The organism is Duganella sp. CF402, assembly GCF_900109645.1.
Classification (GTDB): domain Bacteria; phylum Pseudomonadota; class Gammaproteobacteria; order Burkholderiales; family Burkholderiaceae_D; genus Rugamonas.
Map to the genome: position 1 here is coordinate 1,811,753 of NZ_FOBG01000001.1, position 17,544 is coordinate 1,829,296.

Consider the following 17,544-nt stretch of genomic DNA (forward strand, 5'->3'; position numbering starts at 1 on the left):
CGATCGGTGATGCGCCCAAGGAGTATGGCCGACGATGGCACAAAGTCAATGGCAGGCTCCTATCATTCCGCAATTAAAGTTGCGCCGTTCTATAATGCGGTATGACTCCCGAGCCGACCCGTCCCCGCCCCGCCTCCCTGCTGGATTTATTTGTCTCGTTCACCATCCTGGCCTTGCAAGGCTTTGGCGGCGTGCTGGCGGTGGTCCAGCGCGAATTGGTCGAGCGCAAGCAATGGCTGACGCCGGAGGAATTCATTGAGGACTGGGCGGTGGCGCAAATCATGCCCGGCCCCAACGTGGTCAACCTGTCGCTGATGATCGGCGACCGCTACTTCGGCCTGCGCGGCGCGCTGGCGGCGCTGGCCGGGATGCTGTGCGTGCCGCTGCTGGTGGTGCTGGGCCTGGCGCTGCTGTATGCGCAGTACGGCAGCCATCCGGGCGTGGCCGGCGCGCTGCGCGGCATGGCGGCGGTGACCGCCGGGATGATCGCCGCCACCGGCCTCAAGCTGGCGTCGGCCTTGCGCTCGCATCCGTTGCCGCGCTGGCTGACCACGGTGATTGCCGCGCTGTGCGTGGTGTTCGTGCTGGTGCTGCAGCTGCCGCTGGCCTACACGCTGCTGGTGCTCGGCGGGCTGGGCTATGCCCTCACTTACCGCAAGCTGAAGGGAGCGGCGGCATGAACGAGGCGCCCTTGCACATCGTCCTGAGCTTCGGTGACTGGCTGAGTTTGTTCGGGCATTACATGCTGCTGTCGCTGATGTCGATCGGCGGCGCGATTTCCACCACCACCGAAATGCACCGCTATCTGGTGGTCGAGCATCACTGGCTGACGCAGGAGCAATTCAATAACTCGATCGCCATCGCGCAGGCGGCGCCGGGACCGAACGTGCTGTTCGTGGCGCTGATGGGCTGGAATATGGGTCTGAACGCGGGCAGCTACACGCTGGCGTTCGCTGGCGTGGGCGTGACCATGCTGGGCATCCTCGCGCCCGCTACTACCCTGACCTATATGGCGGCGCGCTGGGGCCATCAGAACCGCGAACTGCTCGGTGTGCGCGCCTTCAAACAGGGGCTGGCGCCGGTGGTGGTGGGCCTGATGGTGTCGGTGGGCGTGATCCTGGCCAAGGCCGGCGGCAACCCTGCCGCCGACTGGCCGCTGTGGCTGGTGTCCGGCCTGGCCGGCCTGCTGATCTGGCGCACCCGCATCCACCTGCTGTGGCTGCTGGCTGCGGGCGCGCTGGTCGGCTGGTTCCTGGGCTGATTACTTGTTCTGGTAGCCGCCGTAGTATTTAACGGGGCTCCAGTCCGGCGCGACGTCCAGTTTGGCCGGCGCGTATTGCTGGTACGCCGGCGCCGCGTACACCACTTTGCCGTTGACGATGGTCAGGCTGGCTTCGAGGTTTTTGATTTTCTCCACATCCATCGTGAAGTAATCCTGCGGCAGGATCACCAGGTCGGCGTACTGGCCCTTGGCCAGCGTGCCCTTGAGTTTTTCCTCGCCACTCATCCACGCGCTGCCTTGCGTCATCAGCTTGAGCGCCTGATAGCGGCTCAGCACATCCTTGTCCTGCCAGATCTTCAGGCCACCGGCGGTCTTGCCGCTCACCGCCCAGTAAATCGACGGCCACGGGCCATAGCTCGACACACGGGTGCCGTCAGTGCCGAGGCCGACCGGGATCTTCATCGCCAGCATCTTCTTAATCGGCGGCATCTGGCGGCTTTGTTCGCCGTAGCGCTTCCAGTACAGCTCGCCCTGGAAGTACATGCGGTCTTGCACCGCGATGCCGCCGCCCAGCGCTTTCACGCGCGCCAGCTGGCCGTCGGTGATGGTTTCGGCGTGGTCGAAGAACCAGCGCAGGCCGTTGAGCGGCGTATCCTTGTTGACTTTTTCGATCACCGCCAGATCGCGGTCGATACTTTCGCCGTAGGTGGCGTGGATGCGGAACGGCCAACGGTTCTTGACCAGCAGGCGCAGCACCGGCTCCAGTTCGCTTTCCATGTGGGCCGGCATGTCGGGACGCGGCTCGAGGAAGTTTTCAAAGTCGGCCGCGCTCCACACCAGGTTCTCGCCACCGCCCTCGGTGTTGTAGCCGTTGGCATAGAACAGGTGGTCGTTCTTGTCCGGATGGGTTTGCTCCAGCCAGCGCTGGTAGTCTTCCAGTTCCTTGCCCGGCTTCTGCGCGAACAGGTAATAGGAGGTGCGCACCGTCAGCTTGCCGTTTTTCGCCAGCTCAAGGCTGACGGCGTAATCGTCCGGATAGGCCTGGCCGCCGCCGCCGGCGTCGATGGCGCTGGTCAGGCCGAGGCGGTTGAGTTCGGTGTAGTACTGCTGGGTCGAGTTCAGCTGCTGCTCGCGCGGCAGCACGTTGGTCTTGGCCAGCGTGCCGTACAGGATGGCCGCATTGGGCTTGGCGATCAGCTTGCCGGTCGGCTTGCCGTCCGCGCCAAGCTCGACCACGCCATCCTTGAATTTGGTGTCGGCGCTGTAGCCGAGCGTGGCGATACCCTTCTGGTTCAGGAAGCCCAGGCCGTACAGGTAGAGGATGAAGACCGGCTTGTCCGGCACCGCTGCATTGATTTCTTCCAGCGTCGGCAGGCGTTTCTCTTCGAACTGGTATTCGTTCCAGCCGCCCACCACCTTCACCCAGGCGCCGTCCGGTGTGCGGGCGGCCTGCTCCTTCAGCATCTGCAAAGCTTGCTTGAGCGAGGTGACGCCGTCCCAGCGCAGTTCGGCGTTGTAGTTCAGGCCTTCGCGGATGATGTGCAGGTGCGAGTCGTTGAGGCCGGGGATCACGGTCTTGCCGGCGGCATCGATGACTTGCGTGGTGGCGGTCTTGCGCTTGAGGATTTGGGCGTTCGTGCCCACGGCTTCGATCTTGCCGTCCTTGATGGCGAGGGCTTGCGCGAACGCGCCCTCTTTGGTCATGGTGGCGACCTTGCCGTTGGTGATGATAAGGTCGGTCGCTTGCGCATAAGACGCGCAGGCGAAGGCCGCCGCGAACGCGAGCTGCTTCAATTTCATAACTACTCCCAAAAAATAAAAAGCCGGCGCCGTTGGGGAACAGCGCCGGCAGCGTGTCAGAGAATTGAGGCCAGCCCAGTTCTCGTGAATTAGTCTTTCAGCGCTTCGATGGCGAACGACAGGGTCACGTCATCGCCCACGTGCGGCGCGTATTTGCCGGCGTTGAACTCGGTGCGCTTGATGGTGGCGGTGGCGTTGGCGCCGCAAGCCAGTTTCTTCATCATTGGGTGGTCCATGCACTGGAAGTGGGTGATGGTCAGGGTCACTGGCTTGGTCACGCCTTTCAGAGTCAGGTTGCCTTCCACGGTCGACGGCACATCGCCCTTGAAGTTGACCTTGGTCGACTTGTAGGTGATGGTCGGGAACTTGGCGGTGTCGAGGAAATCTTCGCCCTGGATGTGGCCATCGAACAGCTTGGAGCCGGTGTCCACCGATTTGGCGTCAATCGTCGCTTCCACCGAGCCGGTCTTGGCGGCACGGTCGATCGTGAACTTGGCGCTGGTGTTGTTGAAGCGGCTTTGCTGGGTCGAGTAGCCGAAGTGGCTGTAGCTGAAGCTCGAGAAGGTGTGGTTAGCGTCCGACGAGAAGCTTTCCGGCGCGGCGAAAGCGGTCAGGGAAACACCAGCGGCGAGCAGCAGGGCAACGATTTTTTTCATTTAGTAACTCCAATGTGGTTGAACAGGATTGTTCTAGCGAGAATGATTATGCTCGCGACATTTAAAGTTGTAAAACGAAAAATTTACCGCTTTACTATCGATAAAATCGATCATTGCCGCATGCCGTTATGATAACCGTGCGATAGGAAAACGGCATCTGCCTTAAGGCGTGTGGCCGGCTTACCCAGCGGGGTGAGCCCGGCCAGCGGGCATGGCGGCTCAGGCCGGGCTGAGGACTTGCTTCAGTGTCTGCGCCTCCGGCAACGCATCGCCCCATGCTTCCAGCTGATCGAGGCTGGCTTTATCCAGCTTGCGCTGGGCAGCCTGCGATAGCGGCCCGAAGCGCCGGATCAGTTGGCGCCGCAACAGCGCGGCCGCGCCTTCCTTGCGGCCTTGTTCCAAACCTTGTTCCAAGCCTTGCTCAAGACCTTTCTTCAAGCCTGCTTCCTGCCCCTTCTTCCATCCTTTGTCGATGAATGATTGCTCTACTGGCCCGATCCACATCATCTTGCGCTCCTTCTCGAAACGATCGATAGCTCGCCAATAACGCTCTTGATGAGGTTGAGGCAAAGCCATCATCCAATTAATCACATTGAATAAAATTAGTATGCGCTTTTTGCGCCAGCCATGCTGATACAGTAGCTTGGTCAATTGCCACTTGGCTGCGTACAGCGCGTCAGGGCAGCTTTCCACGGCGAGTCATAACGGGCGTACGGGGCGGGATTGGGCATCCCGCCAGTCTACGGACTCACCGGCATACGCCTTTGCGATAATCCAAACTATGCCGCGATTGCGGTCTCGGTTTGGTTGAGGATGCGCGACAGCAGGCGTTGTTCCAAGGCGGCGAAGGCGGCGTTGCCACGTGCACTGGCGCGCGGGCGCGGCAGGTCGACTTGCAGGTCGAGCGTGATGCGGCCGTCTTCGATCAGCACCACGCGGTCGGCCAGGGCCAGCGCTTCCTGCACGTCGTGCGTGACCAGCACGGCGGTGAAGCCGCGCGCCAGCCACAGTGATTCGATCAGCTGCTGCATCTCGATGCGGGTCAGCGCATCGAGCGCACCGAGCGGCTCGTCGAGCAGCAGCAACTGCGGCTCATGCAGCAGCGCGCGCGCCAGGGCCACGCGCTGGCGCTGCCCGCCCGACAGCTCCGACGGCCAATCGTTGGCGCGTTCGGCCAGCCCCACCGTGGCCAGCGTGGCCGCCGCCGCGTTCAGCGAATGCGGCAAGCCGATCGCCACGTTCTCCAGCACCGACTTCCACGGCAGCAGGCGCGCTTCCTGGAACATGATGCGGATGCTGGCCGCGATACTGCCCTTGCCCACTGCGATGCTGCCCCGGTCCGCCGTCTCCAGTCCCGCAATCGCGCGCAACAGCGTGCTCTTGCCGCAGCCGCTGCGACCAACGATGGCGACAAACTCGCCGGCCTTCAGCTCCAGCTGCACGTCGTTCAGGACTTGCCGCGTGCCGAACGATTTGCTGACCTGGTCCAGTTCCAGCGACACGCCCTGGCGGCGCGGCGGCTGCGACGCGGTCCACGTGGCGTCCTCGCGCGGCAACGCGCCGGTATCGAATAAAGCGGTTGATACGAACATGCGATCTCCTTAACGGTATGCGGGATTCCAGCGCAGGAAATGCTTCTCCATCGCGCGCGACACCAAATCAGCCAGCTTGCCCAGTATTGCGTACAGCAGGATCCCGACCAGCACCACGTCGGTCTGCAAAAACTCGCGCGCATTCATGGTCATGTAGCCGATGCCCGCTTGTGCCGAAATCGTCTCGGCCACAATCAGCAGCACCCACACGAGGCCCAGCGAGAAGCGCACACCCACAAGGATCGACGGCAGCGCCGCCGGCAGGATCACGTCGCGGTACAGCGGCCAGCCGGACAAGCCATAGCTGCGCGCCATCTCGATCAGGCCCTGGTCGGCCGAGCGGATGCCGTGGAAGGTGTTCAGGTACACCGGGAAGAACACACCCACCGCCAGCAGGAACAGCTTGGCCGTTTCGTCGATGCCGAACCACAGGATCACCAGCGGAATCAGCGCCAGCGCCGGGATGTTGCGGATCATTTGCAGCGTGGTGTCGAGCAGCGTTTCGGCGCGGCGGAAACTGCCGGTCAGCAGTCCAAGCAGCAGGCCAAGGCCCGCACCGATAGCGAAACCGCTGGCCGCGCGCCACAAGCTGGTACGCAAATGCACCCACAGCTCGCCGGAGACAGCCAGCGCCCAGAAGGCTTTCGCCACCGCCCACGGTTCGGGCAAGATGCGGCTCGACAGCCAACCCAGTTGCGACGACGCTTGCCACACCACGATCAGCAGCACCGGCAGCACCCACGGCGTCCACGCGCTCTCGCGTGCTTTCGGTTTGCTCATCTTATGCCGCCTTCTTGCTCGGCACGATGTCGCTGGCCATGATCTCGCCGAATGGGCCGGTCAGCGACTGCTCGCCGTGGTCCTTGCCCTTGCCCAGCAGCGGGAACACCAGCTCCGCGAAGCGGTACGACTCTTCCAGATGCGGGTAGCCCGAGAAGATGAAGGTCTCGATGCCGAGATCCGCATACTCCTTGATGCGCGCCGCCACGGTTTCGGGGTCGCCCACCAGCGCGGTCCCGGCGCCACCACGCACCAGTCCCACGCCGGCCCAGAGGTTGGGCGATACTTCCAGCTTGTCGCGACGGCCACCGTGCAGGGCCGCCATGCGCTGCTGTCCAACGGAATCCATTTTGGCGAATGCCGCCTGCGCCTTGGAGATGGTTTCATCGTCCAGGTGCGAGATCAATTCATCGGCGGCGCGCCACGCTTCCTCATTCGTCTCGCGCACGATCACGTGCAGGCGGATGCCGAATTTCACCTTGCGGCCATGCTTGGCGGCGCGGGCGCGGATGTCGTCCAGCTTTGCCGCCACCGCCGCCGGCGGTTCGCCCCAGGTCAGGTACACGTCCATCTGCTCCGCAGCCAGTTCGTGCGCCGGTTCGGACGAACCGCCAAAGTACAAGGGCGGATATGGCTTCTGTACCGGCGGATACAGCGTCTTCGCACCCTTGACCTGAATATGTTTGCCCTCGAAATCGTAGCCCTTGTCGCCGCCCTCCCCGGCCAGCGAGGCGCGCCAGACGCGGATGAATTCATCCGAAATTTCGTAGCGCTTGGCGTGGTCGGCAAACAGGCCGTCCGCTTCCAGCTCGCCTTGATCGCCGCCTGTGACGACGTTGATCAGCAGGCGGCCGTTCGACAAACGGTCGAAGGTCGACGCCATGCGAACGGCCAGGCCCGGCGTGGTCAGGCCGGGACGGATCGCCACCAGGAACTTGAGCTTTTGCGTCACGTGGATCAGCGACGACGCCACCACCCACGCATCTTCGCAGGAGCGGCCGGTCGGCAGCAGCACGCCGTCGTAGCCCAGCGTATCGGCGGCCACCGCCACCTGTTTCAGATAGTTGGCGTCGATCGGGCGCGCGCCCTTCGAGGTGCCGAGATAGCGGCTGTCGCCGTGGGTCGGGATAAACCAGAACAGATTGAGAGACATGGTGATTCCTTATTGCGCCGCCAGCTTTTGCGCCGGCAACTGTGCATCCTTGACGACGATAGGCTTGGGTATCAGTTTCAGATTGGCGAAGGTGTCGGCCAGTTTCTGCTGCTGTTCCAGCACATCGGCGGTGATCGGCTTGACGCCGTAGCTGTAGCGCGAGGCGGCCAGCGCCACCACGTCCACATCGAGGCCGGTTTGCGCCGACAGGATCTGCGCCACGTCCTTCGGATTCTTCGCGCCCCAGTCGTCGACCTTGGCGATTTCTTCCAGCACGATGCGCACGATGTCGGCGTTCTTCTCCGCATACGGACGCGCGGCCAGATAGAACTGGTGGTTGGCCACCAGCCCTTTGCCATCGGCCAGCACGCGGGCGCTCAACTGCTTCTCGGCGGCGGCCAGGAATGGGTCCCAGATCACCCATGCATCCACCGCACCGCGTTCAAACGCCGCGCGCGCATCGGCCGGCGGCAGATAGATCACCTCGATATCCTTGTAGCCGAGGCCCGCTTTTTCCAGCGCCTTCACCAGCAGGTAGTGCACATTGGAGCCCTTGTTCAGCGCGACCTTCTTGCCCTTCAGGTCCGCCACGCCGCGCAGCTTGGAATCCTTGGGCACGACGATCGCCTCGCTGCCCGGCGACGGCGGCTCGTTGCCGACATAAACCAGATTGGCGCCGGCCGCCTGCGCAAAGACAGGCGGCGCTTCGCCCACGGTGCCGAAATCCACGCTGCCGACGTTCAAACCTTCCAGCAGCTGCGGGCCGGCCGGGAACTCGGTCCACTTGACCGTGACGTTGCGCTGCGCAAGGCGCTGCTCCAGCGTGCCTCGCCCTTTCAGCAGCGTCAGCGTGCCGTATTTCTGGTAGCCGATGCGGACTTCCTGCTTGGCCGGCGTCTGTGCGTTGGCTTGTCCGCCGCTGGCGGCCATCACGCCCGCCGCGAACAGCAAGCCCAAAGTGTGGCGGCGTGCCGCGCGTTTCTGATCGATGCTCATCTTGTTCTCCTTATCGTGCCAGTCGCACTGGCTGAGCGTTGGTGACAAATACTTGTTCCGGTTCGCGGCGCAGTGCGTTCAACGCCGCCGACAGCGCGTCGACGCCGGCCTGCACGCGCCAGGCGACGGCAGGGTCCACGGTCAGGCCGCTGACGTCACTCCACGACAGCTGCTGCGAGGTGGCGTAGATACTGGTGAATACCTGACGCGCGTCCAGCGCTTGCAGCACCGGGCGCAGCGCATAGTCCAGCGCCAGCATGTGCGACTGGCTGCCGCCGGTGGCCAGAGGCAGCACCAGCTTGTCCTTCAAGCCGTCTTGCGGCAGCAGGTCGAGGAAGGCTTTCAGGATGCCGGTGTAGGACGCCTTGTATATAGGCGTGGCGATCACGATGGCGTCCGCTGCGGCCACGGCATCGACCGCACGCTTGAGCGCCAGGTCGGCGAAGTCCGCATGCAGCAGCGCTTTCGCCGGCAGGTCGCGTACATTCAGCTTGCTCTGACGATGGCCCAGCGCGGCCAGTTTGTCGCCGACGTGGTCCAGCAACCGGCCGGTGCTGGAAGGTGCTGCGGGGCTTCCGCCGAGTAGAAGAATGCTCATGGTCTGTCCCCTGTTTCGTATGGTGGCGCCAGATTAAAGCCGTCCGTTTGAAATCAAAACGAATAGTTTTACGTTTTGATATGCGAAAAGCGAAGCATGATTTTTCCGCATATGAAAAGCCGGAATTCTTCGTGTACTGCGTTTGGGGCCGGATGCAATACTAAAAACACCGATACCAAGACCACGGACATACCATGTCTCAAGCACTACTCAAAGCGGCGCACGACCGTGCCCGCGAACCGCTGCAAGTCGCGGCCGAACTGGCGCAGCGGCTGGCCGCCACCGCCAACGTCCGCGACCAGGCCGGCGGCCACGCAGCGCAGGAACGCGAATGGATCCGCGAATCCGGCCTGCTCACCTTGTCCATCCCCACCGCATACGGCGGACAGGGCGCGGACTGGCCGACCGTCTATCAAGTGATCCGCATACTGGCCCGCGCCGACAGCGCGCTGGCGCACATCTTCGGCTTCCATCACCTGCAACTGGCGGGCATACAGCTGTACGGCAGCGCCCAGCAGCAGCGCCGCTTCCTGACGCAGACGGTGGAACAGAATCTTTTCTGGGGCAACGCCCTTAACCCGCTCGACAAGCGCACCATTGCCAGCGATGCGGACTACGGCTTCCAGCTCGATGGCGTGAAGAGTTTTTCTTCCGGCTCGGTGGGCTCGGACTGGCTCACCATCTCGGCCTGGCACGAGGCCACGCAGAGCGCCCTGATCGGCGTGGTGCCGACGCGCCAGCACGGCGTGGCGGTGCAGGCGGACTGGGATGCCTTCGGCCAGAAGCAGACCGACAGCGGCAATGTGCACTTCAATCAGGTGTCGTTGCCGTCGACGCAGGTGCTGCAAGCGCCGGGCGCCAAGCCGACCGCACAAGCGACGCTGCGCTCGCAGGTGGCGCAGCTGATCATGGCCAATCTCTATCTCGGCATCGGCGAAGGTGCGTTCGAGGCGGCGCGGCATTATCTGGCGCATGAGGCGCGGCCGTGGTTCGCGTCCGGCGCGGCGTCGGCCGGCGCCGATCCGCTGGTGCAGCATCGCTTCGGCCAGTTGTGGCTCAAGCTGCGCCCTGCCGCCGTGCTGGCCGACCAGGCGGCGCAAGAGCTGGAGCGCTTGTTCCGTCTCGGCGCCGCCGTCACCGCGCAGCAGCGCGGCGAGCTGGCGATATCCGTGGCCGAAGCCAAGGTGCTGGCGCATCAGGCAGGCGTGGATGTCAGTAACGAGATCTTCGAACTGACGGGCGCGCGCTCGACCTCTGCCAAATTCGGCTTCGACCGCTACTGGCGCAACGTGCGCGTGCATACCTTGCACGACCCGGTCGACTACAAAATCCGCGACCTCGGACGCTATGCGCTCGACGGCACGCTGCCTGAACCTACTGCTTATTCGTGATGACTACTCCCCTGATTCGCATCGAGCATGCGAGCAAAGCGTTTGGTGATTTCCATGCGGTGCGTGATGTGTCGCTGGACGTGGCCCAAGGCGATATCTTTGGCCTGATCGGCAAGAGCGGCGCCGGCAAATCCACACTGCTTCGTTTGATTAACCTGCTGGAGCGGCCGGATGACGGCGCGATTACGGTCGATGGCCGCGAGCTGACGTCGCTGTCCAAGCGCGATTTGCGCGATGCGCGCGCCAACATCGGCATGATCTTCCAGCAGTTTAATCTACTACAAAATGCCAGCGTGTTTGAGAATGTGGCGTTCCCGTTGCGCATCCACGGCGGTCGGTCGAAGCAGCAGATTGCTGCGCGCGTGGCGGATTGCCTTGAGCTGGTGGGCTTGAGCGACAAGAGCGCCAGCTATCCGGCGCAGCTGTCGGGCGGGCAGAAACAGCGTGTCGCCATCGCGCGGGCGCTGGCCAGCGGACCGGCGGTGCTGCTGTGCGACGAGCCGACATCGGCGCTGGACGCCGAAACCACGCGCGCGCTGCTGGCGACGCTGAAGGATATTAATCAGCGGCTGGACGTGACCATCGTCATCGTCAGCCATGAATTGGACGTGATCGGCGAAATCTGCAACCGCGTGGCGGTGATCGAGGATGGCGCCATCGCCGAACAATTCGCGCTTGACGACGCCACCAGCCTGTCCGCCCCGCGCCGCACCGCGCTGGGCCGCGAACTGGCCGCCGCCGTTGCGGCCCGCACACCGGCCGCCACGACCGCGACCGCGCCGCGCGTCGGACTAGCCCCTGCGGCGGACAACGCGCATCTCGTCGCCGCGAGCGCCGCCAACACACTCGCGGCCCGCGCCCCGCTTCCGGAGACCGCCCATGTCTGAACTCATCTCCTCGCTGGCCGTGTCGGCTGGCGCCATCTATGCCATGCTGCCTGAAATGTGGGAAGCGCTCGGACAGACGCTGCTCATGCTCGCCATCGGCCTGTCGGCCGCAGTGCTGATCGGCGGCCCGCTCGGCATCGTGCTGTTCCTGGTCGCCGACGGCCAGTCGCTGCAAAACCGCCCTGCCGCGCTGGTCCTCGGCTGGCTGGTGAACACCGTGCGCTCGTTCCCGTTCATCATCCTGCTGGTGGCGCTGGTGCCGCTGACGCGCGTGATTGCCGGCACCTCCATCGGTCCGCTGGCCGCCGCCGTGCCGCTGTCGTTCGCCGCCGTCCCCTACTTCGCGCGGCTGGTCGAGCAAAACCTGCGCGAAGTGCCGCGCGGCGTGATCGAAGCTGCCCACGCAATGGGTGCATCGGAACTGCAAATCATCCTGCGCGTGCTGCTGGTGGAAGCCCGTTCCGGCCTGGTGCTGGCGTTGACCGTGCTGTCGATCAGCTTCCTGTCCTACTCCGCCGTGGCCGGCGTGGTGGGCGGCGGCGGCATCGGCGACCTCGCCATCCGCTACGGCTACTACCGCTTCGAAACCGACATTATGGTCGCCACCGTGGCCGTGTTGATCCTGCTGGTGCAACTTATCCAGTTCACCGGCAACCGCATCGCAAAACGCATCGATAAACGATAAAAGGAATTACCATGAACACCCGCCGTCAACTCCTGCTGGCCGTCACGGCTGCCGCCATCAGCTTCGCCGCCCACGCCAAGGATCCAAAAGAACTGGTGATCGGCACCAGCGCCGGCCCTTACGCAGATCAGGTCAAACTGGGCATCAAGCCTATCCTGGAAAAGCAAGGCTACAAAGTCAAGCTGGTGGAGTTCAACGACTACATCCAGCCCAACTACGCGCTGGCTGAGGGCTCGCTGGACGCCAACATCTTCCAGCACATCATCTACCTGACCAAATTCTCGGCCGACCACAAACTGGCGCTGTCGGAACTGATCAAGATCCCGACCGCGCCGATCGCCATCTACAGCAAAAAGCACAAGACGCTCAACGATGTGAAGGAAGGCACCACCGTCGCCCTGCCGAACGATCCGACCAACCAGGCGCGTGCGCTGGTGCTGCTGGACCAACTGGGCTGGATCAAGCTGAAGCCGAACACGGACCCGCTCAAGGCGTCGGAAAAAGACGTCGCCACCAATATCAAGAAAATCAAACTGCTGCCGCTGGAAGCTGCGCAATTGCCGCGTTCCCTGCAGGACGCCGACTACGCCTTCGTCAACGGCAACTACGCGCTGGCCTCCGGCCTGAAACTCAAGGATGCGCTGATTACCGAGAAAATCTCGCCGTCGTATGCCAACCTGGTGGCCGTGCGTACCGCTGACAAAGACAAGCAGTTCGCCAAGGACATCGCCGCAGCCTATCGCTCGCGTGAATTCCTGGAGATCACCAACAAGCATTTCGCGGACTACGCCAAGACCGACTACCAGCTCGCGCTGGAAAAGTAATGCGCAAACTCATACGCTTCAACGCCTTCCAGATGAACACCGTGAGCCACCAGTCGCCCGGACTGTGGACTCACCCGCGCGCGGAGGCGCACCGCTACACCGATCCGGACTACTGGGCCGAACTGGCGCGGCTGCTGGAACGCGGCTTCTTTGACGCCATCTTCCTGGCCGACGTGCTGGGCGCCTACGACGTCTACCAAGGCAGCGCCGATGCGGCCTTGCGGCACGCGGTGCAGGCGCCGCTGAACGATCCGCTGGCGCTGGTGCCGATCATGTCGCAAGCCACCACGCACCTCGGCTTCGGCGTGACGTGCGCGCTGACGTATGAGCATCCGTACACCTTCGCGCGCCGCATGTCGACGCTGGACCACCTGACGCGCGGCCGCATCGGCTGGAACATCGTCACCGGTTACCTCGACAGCGCCGCGCGCAACCTCGGGCTGGACCAGCAACTGAGCCACGACGAGCGCTACGACCTCGCCGATGAATACATGGAGGTGGTCTACAAGCTGTGGCAGAAAAGCTGGGACGACGATGCGGTGGTCAATGACAAGCAGCGCGGGGTGTACGCCGAGCCGTCGCGCATTCACCCAATTGCGCATGAAGGCAAGTACTTCAAGGTGCCCGGCTTCCACCTGTGCGAACCGTCACCACAGCGCACGCCGCTGCTGTACCAGGCCGGCACCTCGCCGCGCGGCACGGCGTTCGCGGCCAAACATGCCGAATGCACCTTTGTCAGCGGGCCTAGCATCCGCGTGGTGAAAAAGTACGCCGACGACCTGCGCGCCGCCGTACGCGCGGCCGGCCGCAATGGCGACGACCTCAAAATCTACGCGCAAGCGTTGATCATCACCGCGCCGACCGAAGCCGAAGCGCGCGCCAGGCATGAGGATTACAAGCGCCACATCGACATCGAAGCGGCGCTGGCCTTGCTGTCCGGCTGGACCGGCGTGGACTTCAGCCGCTTCCCGCTGGACGCCACCATCGAATACATCGACTCCGACGCCGGCCGCTCGGCGCTGGCTTCGTTCAGCGCAGCGGACCCGAACCGCAAATGGAGCGTGCGCGAGGCGGCCGAATTCATCGGCCTTGGCGGACGCGGGCCTGTACTGGTGGGCGATCCGCATCAAGTGGCCGACCAGCTGGAAATGTGGCAGGACGAAACCGGCATCGACGGCTTCAACCTGGCCTACGCCATCGCCCATGAAAGCATGGCCGACGTGGTCGACCTGATCGTCCCCGAACTGCAGCGGCGCGGCCGCTATCGCACCGAATACACCGCCGGCACGCTGCGCGAAAAAATCTTCGCTTAGTCGTTGCGCATCTGCGCTTGGGAGACGTTGCTGGCTGGCGGCACGCTCTGGGTCAGCCACACGTTGCCGCCGATGGTGGAGCCGGCGCCAATGGTGATGCGGCCCAGTATCGTGGCGCCGGCGTAGATCACCACGTCGTCTTCCACGATCGGGTGGCGCGGCACGCCTTTGATCAAGGCGCCCTGCTCGTCGGCCGGGAAGCGTTTCGCGCCCAGCGTCACGTGCTGGTACAGGCGCACGCGCTGGCCGATGATGGCGGTCTCGCCGATCACCACGCCGGTGCCGTGGTCGATGAAGAAGCTGCCGCCGATTTGCGCCGCCGGGTGGATATCAATCCCGGTCAACGAATGCGCGATGTCGGAAATCAGCCGCGCCAGAAACGGCGAGCCGAGACGGTGCAGGCTGTGCGCCAGCCGGTAGTACAGGATCGCGATGGTGCCCGGATAGCACAGCATGATCTCGGCCACCGAGGTCGCCGCCGGGTCGCCGGAAAACGCAGCCTGCACGTCGGACACCAGCAAGGCGCGCACCTCCGGCAGCCCCGCCGCGAACTGGCGCGTGATGTCGTGCGCCTGGCGCGTCAACGCATCCTCGTCCGGCACCGCTTCCTCAGCCGAGAACTGCAAGCCGCGCCGCACTTGCTCGGCCAGCCGGTTCAGGGTGGTGTTCAGCGTATCGCCGACGAAGAAATCGATACTCTCGTCGGTCAGATTCGGACGGCCGTAATGGGTCGGGAACAGCACCGCCTGCAGGCCGTTGACGATGGTGGTCAGCGCATCGCGCGACGGCAGCTCGCGCACACGGCCATGATGGCGGATGTTGTGGGTCGCCTCGCGCGACACGCGCAGCTGTTCAATCACGCTGCCGAGGTTCCAGTGCGAGGGCTTGACGGCGGTGCCGTCAAAGGTGTCTATGGTCATGATCTGTCGATTATCGCGTAAAATGCCGGGTCTTACGAAGAATACGCGATTCATGAATATTTTGCTGACGCTGCTGCTGGCAGGCCTCTCGATGGTCGGTCCCCTGGCCATCGATACCTATCTGCCATCATTCCCGGCCATCACCCACGCCTTCGACGCCAGCCCGCTGCTGGTGCAGCAGACGCTGTCGATGTTCCTGTTCTGCTTCGCCTTCATGATGCTGTTCTACGGGACGCTGTCCGATTCCTTCGGCCGCCGCCCGGTAATCATGGTGTCGCTGGTGCTGTACATCGCGGCGTCGGTGGTAGCGGCGATGGCGCCGTCGATCGGCGTGCTGCTGGCTTGCCGCATCGTGCAGGGCCTGGCCGCCGGCGCCGGCTCGGTGGTCGGCCGCGCCATCGTGCAGGACCGCTTCTCCGGCGCCGCCGCGCAGAAGATCCTGTCGCATATCATGATGGTGTTCGGCCTGGCGCCGGCGATCGCGCCGGTGCTGGGTGGCTGGCTGCAGGTGAGCTTCGGCTGGCGTTCGATCTTCTGGTTCCTCAGCGCCTTCGGCATCCTGATGCTGGTGGCCGTGCAGCGCGCGCTGCCGGAAAGCCTGGCGGTGAAGGACCGCCACCCGTTCCACCTCGGCGTCATCGCGCGCAATTACTGGAAGGTGCTGTGCCACTACCACTTCCTGCTGCTGTCGGTGGCGGTCGGCATGTGCTTCGCGGGCGTGGCGCTGTACATCGGCTCCGCCGCCTACTTCGTGATGAACATCCTGCATCTGCCGGAGACCGCGTTCGCGTGGATGTTCGTGCCGCTGATTAGCGGCATGGTGATCGGCTCCGCGCTGTCGGGCAAATTCGCGCACAAGTTCTCGCGCAAGCAGCAGGTGTGGCTGGGCTTTGCCGTGATGATCAGCGCCGGCATCATCAACGTCGCCTACAACCTGGCCTTCGTGGCTGCCGTGCCGTGGGCGGTGATGCCACTGTTTATCTACTCCTTCGGCCTGGCGCTGGCCATGACGCCGCTGTCGCTGATCGCGCTGGAGTACTTCCCGAACAACAGCGGGCTGGCGGCGTCGATGCAGTCCTTCATCCAGATGCTGCTGTTTGCGCTGGTGTCGGGCCTGGTGGCGCCACTGCTGTTCGACAGCGCCTTGAACCTGGCGTGGGGCGTGCTCGCAAGTCTGGTCCTGAGCCTGATCGCGTGGCTGCTGGCGCAGGCCGGCAAGCCGGTGGTGCACGACTAATCACGGCCACGGCGCGGGATTCATATCGACATACTGCGCCCCGCCCTGTTCCGGCTCCGGTTCCTGGCGACGCAAAGCCAGTATCTCCTTGCGCGACGCGGTGAAGTCGGCGCTCGACAGCGGATGCTCTTTATCGGGCCAGTTTTCCTCGGCCCAAGCCTGCAACTGCTCGAAGCGCTGCCACAATTCGCTGGTGAAGCGGCGGCGCTGTTCTTCCATGTCCATACTGCCTCCCTTGGTATGACGCCAGTGTGGCCCGAAGCAGCGCCGGCGTCGGTACGCAAGATCACGCCGAGCATGTAAAATAGCCGGATGCGCCTCACATCCTTTACCGATTATTCCCTGCGAACGCTGCTCTACCTGGCAGCCAATCGGGATCGACTGGTTACCATCCAGGACATCGCCGACTTGCACGTCATATCAAAAAATCACTTAATGAAAGTAGTGTATCAGCTCGGCTTGTCCGGATTGGTGGAGACGATACGCGGCCGCAACGGCGGCCTGCGGCTGGCGAAAGAGCCGAAAGACATCAACATCGGCGCGCTGGTGCGCGCCACCGAGACCGATTTCTTCATGGCCGAATGCTTCGACCGCAGCGCAGACACCTGCCCGCTGACGCCAAACTGCAAACTCAAACACACCCTCAGCGACGCCACTAAAGCCTTCCTCGCGGTGCTCGACCAGCAAACGCTGGAAGACATGCTCCCCGCCTCCGAGCCGGAGTCCAAGCCAGTACGCATCATGCGTAAAGCATCAAATCACTAGACTTATTTTGCCGGCAGGGGCTTCCAGTCTGAGAGCGTTTGCCGGAATGCGACCTGGCCTGTTTTAAATAGCATGGAAATGCTGTATCTGAGCTGAAACTCCGACGGTAGGACAAGGCCACTTTCGCTGGTCGCGTACTGTAGGAGAAAGGTCGCATTTTTCACGCCGGGCAGCGGTAACTTTTCTATCGTCCCTTCGATTTTGACTGGGGCATCTGTTGTCTGTTCGATCCATATCTTGGCTAAAACCGGAATATTCCCCTTCCCGATACGCCCCTTCACTTCATACACCAATGCTGGCTTGCCATTAACGTTTTCGTCGCCAAGGAGAACTATCGATGATGGCGACGACACAAACCCTTCCGGCCGATTCGCGGCATATGCCGCCAGAGAAAGGCTCAGTGTATCCATTTTGTAGGCATCCGCTGATTCTTTGCCGCTACTATCAAGCTCTCTTAACGGAATACCGTTCTGATCCAATTGACGAACGCGGGTGGAATACTGGCCGATTTCCGGAGCGGAGTCTCCCAATAGCTCGAAATTTGAAGCAATCTCATATGCAATCAGCCCGTCATTTTTCTTAAGCTGCTGCTGCATGCGATCCCACGGAAGTTGGGAGGACTGCGCCATCGAAAGCATCGGACAAGCCAGGAGGATGGCCAATAAACCGCATCCATATGAAGTTCTATTTTGGGATTTCATCATTTTCTCCCTCATGACTTTGAG

General features: G+C 63.0%; 20 protein-coding genes. 9 read left to right on the forward strand and 11 right to left on the reverse strand.

What is annotated here, in order from left to right:
• Nucleotides 1-101: 101 nt before the first annotated feature.
• Together BMZ70_RS08065 and BMZ70_RS08070 are read left to right on the forward strand one after the other, a co-directional pair.
• Nucleotides 102-680: a chromate transporter gene (locus BMZ70_RS08065; protein WP_092272130.1), complete on the forward strand. Its 579-nt coding sequence runs from the start codon at nucleotides 102-104 to the stop codon at nucleotides 678-680.
• Nucleotides 677-1,261, forward strand: a complete 585-nt coding sequence (locus tag BMZ70_RS08070; protein ID WP_092272133.1) for a chromate transporter — start codon at nucleotides 677-679, stop codon at nucleotides 1,259-1,261. The genes BMZ70_RS08065 and BMZ70_RS08070 overlap by 4 nt, the downstream gene beginning before the upstream one ends.
• Here the strand turns inward: BMZ70_RS08070 and BMZ70_RS08075 are convergent, their stop codons facing one another.
• The 8 genes from BMZ70_RS08075 to ssuE form a co-directional block, all read right to left on the reverse strand.
• Nucleotides 1,262-3,022: an amidohydrolase gene (locus tag BMZ70_RS08075; RefSeq protein WP_092272136.1), complete on the reverse strand. Its 1,761-nt coding sequence runs from the start codon at nucleotides 3,020-3,022 to the stop codon at nucleotides 1,262-1,264.
• A gap of 89 nt (nucleotides 3,023-3,111) precedes the next feature.
• On the reverse strand, nucleotides 3,112-3,678 hold the full coding sequence (locus BMZ70_RS08080) for a YceI family protein (protein ID WP_092272138.1): 567 nt from the start codon (nucleotides 3,676-3,678) through the stop codon (nucleotides 3,112-3,114).
• Nucleotides 3,679-3,897: 219 nt separating this feature from the next.
• Nucleotides 3,898-4,329, reverse strand: a complete 432-nt coding sequence (locus BMZ70_RS08085; RefSeq protein WP_092272141.1) for a DUF4351 domain-containing protein — start codon at nucleotides 4,327-4,329, stop codon at nucleotides 3,898-3,900.
• A 128-nt stretch (nucleotides 4,330-4,457) separates the two neighbouring features.
• A complete protein-coding gene (locus tag BMZ70_RS08090; protein WP_092272144.1) occupies nucleotides 4,458-5,270 on the reverse strand; it encodes an ATP-binding cassette domain-containing protein in 813 nt (270 codons plus the stop codon).
• Nucleotides 5,271-5,279: 9 nt separating this feature from the next.
• On the reverse strand, nucleotides 5,280-6,050 hold the full coding sequence (ssuC, locus tag BMZ70_RS08095) for an aliphatic sulfonate ABC transporter permease SsuC (RefSeq protein WP_092272147.1): 771 nt from the start codon (nucleotides 6,048-6,050) through the stop codon (nucleotides 5,280-5,282).
• A gap of 1 nt (nucleotide 6,051) precedes the next feature.
• Entirely contained in the window at nucleotides 6,052-7,203 is a 1,152-nt protein-coding gene (gene ssuD / locus BMZ70_RS08100) for an FMNH2-dependent alkanesulfonate monooxygenase (protein WP_092272150.1), read from the reverse strand.
• A gap of 9 nt (nucleotides 7,204-7,212) precedes the next feature.
• Complete coding sequence (locus tag BMZ70_RS08105; RefSeq protein ID WP_092272153.1) at nucleotides 7,213-8,199, reverse strand: sulfonate ABC transporter substrate-binding protein; 987 nt, start codon at nucleotides 8,197-8,199, stop codon at nucleotides 7,213-7,215.
• A gap of 10 nt (nucleotides 8,200-8,209) precedes the next feature.
• Nucleotides 8,210-8,797 carry an NADPH-dependent FMN reductase gene (gene ssuE / locus BMZ70_RS08110; RefSeq protein ID WP_092272156.1) on the reverse strand — a complete coding sequence of 196 codons (588 nt, stop codon included), beginning with the start codon at nucleotides 8,795-8,797 and terminating at the stop codon, nucleotides 8,210-8,212.
• 194 nt (nucleotides 8,798-8,991) lie between these two features.
• Here ssuE and BMZ70_RS08115 point away from each other — a divergent pair, with 194 nt between their 5' ends.
• From BMZ70_RS08115 to BMZ70_RS08135, 5 genes are read left to right on the forward strand one after another with little or no spacing between them, the layout of a single operon-like run.
• The gene (locus BMZ70_RS08115; RefSeq protein ID WP_092272158.1) at nucleotides 8,992-10,188 is read left to right on the forward strand and encodes an acyl-CoA dehydrogenase family protein; all 1,197 of its coding nucleotides are present in this window, start codon (nucleotides 8,992-8,994) and stop codon (nucleotides 10,186-10,188) included.
• Nucleotides 10,188-11,075 carry a methionine ABC transporter ATP-binding protein gene (locus tag BMZ70_RS08120; RefSeq protein ID WP_092272160.1) on the forward strand — a complete coding sequence of 296 codons (888 nt, stop codon included), beginning with the start codon at nucleotides 10,188-10,190 and terminating at the stop codon, nucleotides 11,073-11,075. The genes BMZ70_RS08115 and BMZ70_RS08120 overlap by 1 nt, the downstream gene beginning before the upstream one ends.
• Entirely contained in the window at nucleotides 11,068-11,760 is a 693-nt protein-coding gene (locus BMZ70_RS08125) for a methionine ABC transporter permease (RefSeq protein WP_175500766.1), read from the forward strand. Before BMZ70_RS08120 ends, BMZ70_RS08125 begins: the two co-directional genes overlap by 8 nt.
• An 11-nt stretch (nucleotides 11,761-11,771) precedes the next feature.
• Nucleotides 11,772-12,584, forward strand: a complete 813-nt coding sequence (locus BMZ70_RS08130; RefSeq protein ID WP_092272163.1) for a MetQ/NlpA family ABC transporter substrate-binding protein — start codon at nucleotides 11,772-11,774, stop codon at nucleotides 12,582-12,584.
• Nucleotides 12,584-13,897, forward strand: coding sequence for an LLM class flavin-dependent oxidoreductase (locus BMZ70_RS08135; protein ID WP_092272165.1), 1,314 nt, complete (start codon nucleotides 12,584-12,586; stop codon nucleotides 13,895-13,897). The genes BMZ70_RS08130 and BMZ70_RS08135 overlap by 1 nt, the downstream gene beginning before the upstream one ends.
• On the opposite strand, the gene epsC is transcribed toward BMZ70_RS08135, so the two are convergent.
• A complete protein-coding gene (epsC, locus tag BMZ70_RS08140; protein WP_092272169.1) occupies nucleotides 13,894-14,817 on the reverse strand; it encodes a serine O-acetyltransferase EpsC in 924 nt (307 codons plus the stop codon). The genes BMZ70_RS08135 and epsC overlap by 4 nt on opposite strands.
• Before the next feature lie 52 nt (nucleotides 14,818-14,869).
• Here epsC and BMZ70_RS08145 point away from each other — a divergent pair, with 52 nt between their 5' ends.
• On the forward strand, nucleotides 14,870-16,054 hold the full coding sequence (locus BMZ70_RS08145; protein WP_092272172.1) for a multidrug effflux MFS transporter: 1,185 nt from the start codon (nucleotides 14,870-14,872) through the stop codon (nucleotides 16,052-16,054).
• On the opposite strand, the gene BMZ70_RS08150 is transcribed toward BMZ70_RS08145, so the two are convergent.
• A complete protein-coding gene (locus tag BMZ70_RS08150) occupies nucleotides 16,055-16,279 on the reverse strand; it encodes a hypothetical protein (RefSeq protein ID WP_092272175.1) in 225 nt (74 codons plus the stop codon).
• A gap of 87 nt (nucleotides 16,280-16,366) precedes the next feature.
• On the opposite strand from BMZ70_RS08150, the gene BMZ70_RS08155 reads away from it, so the two are divergent.
• Nucleotides 16,367-16,819: an RrF2 family transcriptional regulator gene (locus tag BMZ70_RS08155; RefSeq protein WP_092272178.1), complete on the forward strand. Its 453-nt coding sequence runs from the start codon at nucleotides 16,367-16,369 to the stop codon at nucleotides 16,817-16,819.
• A 2-nt stretch (nucleotides 16,820-16,821) separates the two neighbouring features.
• Here the strand turns inward: BMZ70_RS08155 and BMZ70_RS08160 are convergent, their stop codons facing one another.
• Nucleotides 16,822-17,523 (reverse strand): hypothetical protein, encoded by a 702-nt coding sequence (locus BMZ70_RS08160; protein WP_130300856.1) that lies wholly within the window; start codon nucleotides 17,521-17,523, stop codon nucleotides 16,822-16,824.
• Nucleotides 17,524-17,544: the final 21 nt, after the last annotated feature.

Excerpts from the sequence above, each read along its gene's own strand:
- BMZ70_RS08065 (WP_092272130.1), top strand. The coding sequence starts at position 102 with ATGACTCCCGAGCCGACCCGTCCCCGCCCCGCCTCCCTGCTGGATTTA.
- BMZ70_RS08070 (WP_092272133.1), top strand. The coding sequence starts at position 677 with ATGAACGAGGCGCCCTTGCACATCGTCCTGAGCTTCGGTGACTGGCTG.
- BMZ70_RS08075 (WP_092272136.1), bottom strand. The coding sequence starts at position 3,022 with ATGAAATTGAAGCAGCTCGCGTTCGCGGCGGCCTTCGCCTGCGCGTCT.
- BMZ70_RS08080 (WP_092272138.1), bottom strand. The coding sequence starts at position 3,678 with ATGAAAAAAATCGTTGCCCTGCTGCTCGCCGCTGGTGTTTCCCTGACC.
- BMZ70_RS08090 (WP_092272144.1), bottom strand. The coding sequence starts at position 5,270 with ATGTTCGTATCAACCGCTTTATTCGATACCGGCGCGTTGCCGCGCGAG.
- ssuC (WP_092272147.1), bottom strand. The coding sequence starts at position 6,050 with ATGAGCAAACCGAAAGCACGCGAGAGCGCGTGGACGCCGTGGGTGCTG.
- ssuD (WP_092272150.1), bottom strand. The coding sequence starts at position 7,203 with ATGTCTCTCAATCTGTTCTGGTTTATCCCGACCCACGGCGACAGCCGC.
- BMZ70_RS08105 (WP_092272153.1), bottom strand. The coding sequence starts at position 8,199 with ATGAGCATCGATCAGAAACGCGCGGCACGCCGCCACACTTTGGGCTTG.
- ssuE (WP_092272156.1), bottom strand. The coding sequence starts at position 8,797 with ATGAGCATTCTTCTACTCGGCGGAAGCCCCGCAGCACCTTCCAGCACC.
- BMZ70_RS08115 (WP_092272158.1), top strand. The coding sequence starts at position 8,992 with ATGTCTCAAGCACTACTCAAAGCGGCGCACGACCGTGCCCGCGAACCG.
- BMZ70_RS08120 (WP_092272160.1), top strand. The coding sequence starts at position 10,188 with ATGACTACTCCCCTGATTCGCATCGAGCATGCGAGCAAAGCGTTTGGT.
- BMZ70_RS08125 (WP_175500766.1), top strand. The coding sequence starts at position 11,068 with ATGTCTGAACTCATCTCCTCGCTGGCCGTGTCGGCTGGCGCCATCTAT.
- BMZ70_RS08130 (WP_092272163.1), top strand. The coding sequence starts at position 11,772 with ATGAACACCCGCCGTCAACTCCTGCTGGCCGTCACGGCTGCCGCCATC.
- BMZ70_RS08135 (WP_092272165.1), top strand. The coding sequence starts at position 12,584 with ATGCGCAAACTCATACGCTTCAACGCCTTCCAGATGAACACCGTGAGC.
- epsC (WP_092272169.1), bottom strand. The coding sequence starts at position 14,817 with ATGACCATAGACACCTTTGACGGCACCGCCGTCAAGCCCTCGCACTGG.
- BMZ70_RS08145 (WP_092272172.1), top strand. The coding sequence starts at position 14,870 with ATGAATATTTTGCTGACGCTGCTGCTGGCAGGCCTCTCGATGGTCGGT.
- BMZ70_RS08150 (WP_092272175.1), bottom strand. The coding sequence starts at position 16,279 with ATGGACATGGAAGAACAGCGCCGCCGCTTCACCAGCGAATTGTGGCAG.
- BMZ70_RS08155 (WP_092272178.1), top strand. The coding sequence starts at position 16,367 with ATGCGCCTCACATCCTTTACCGATTATTCCCTGCGAACGCTGCTCTAC.
- BMZ70_RS08160 (WP_130300856.1), bottom strand. The coding sequence starts at position 17,523 with ATGATGAAATCCCAAAATAGAACTTCATATGGATGCGGTTTATTGGCC.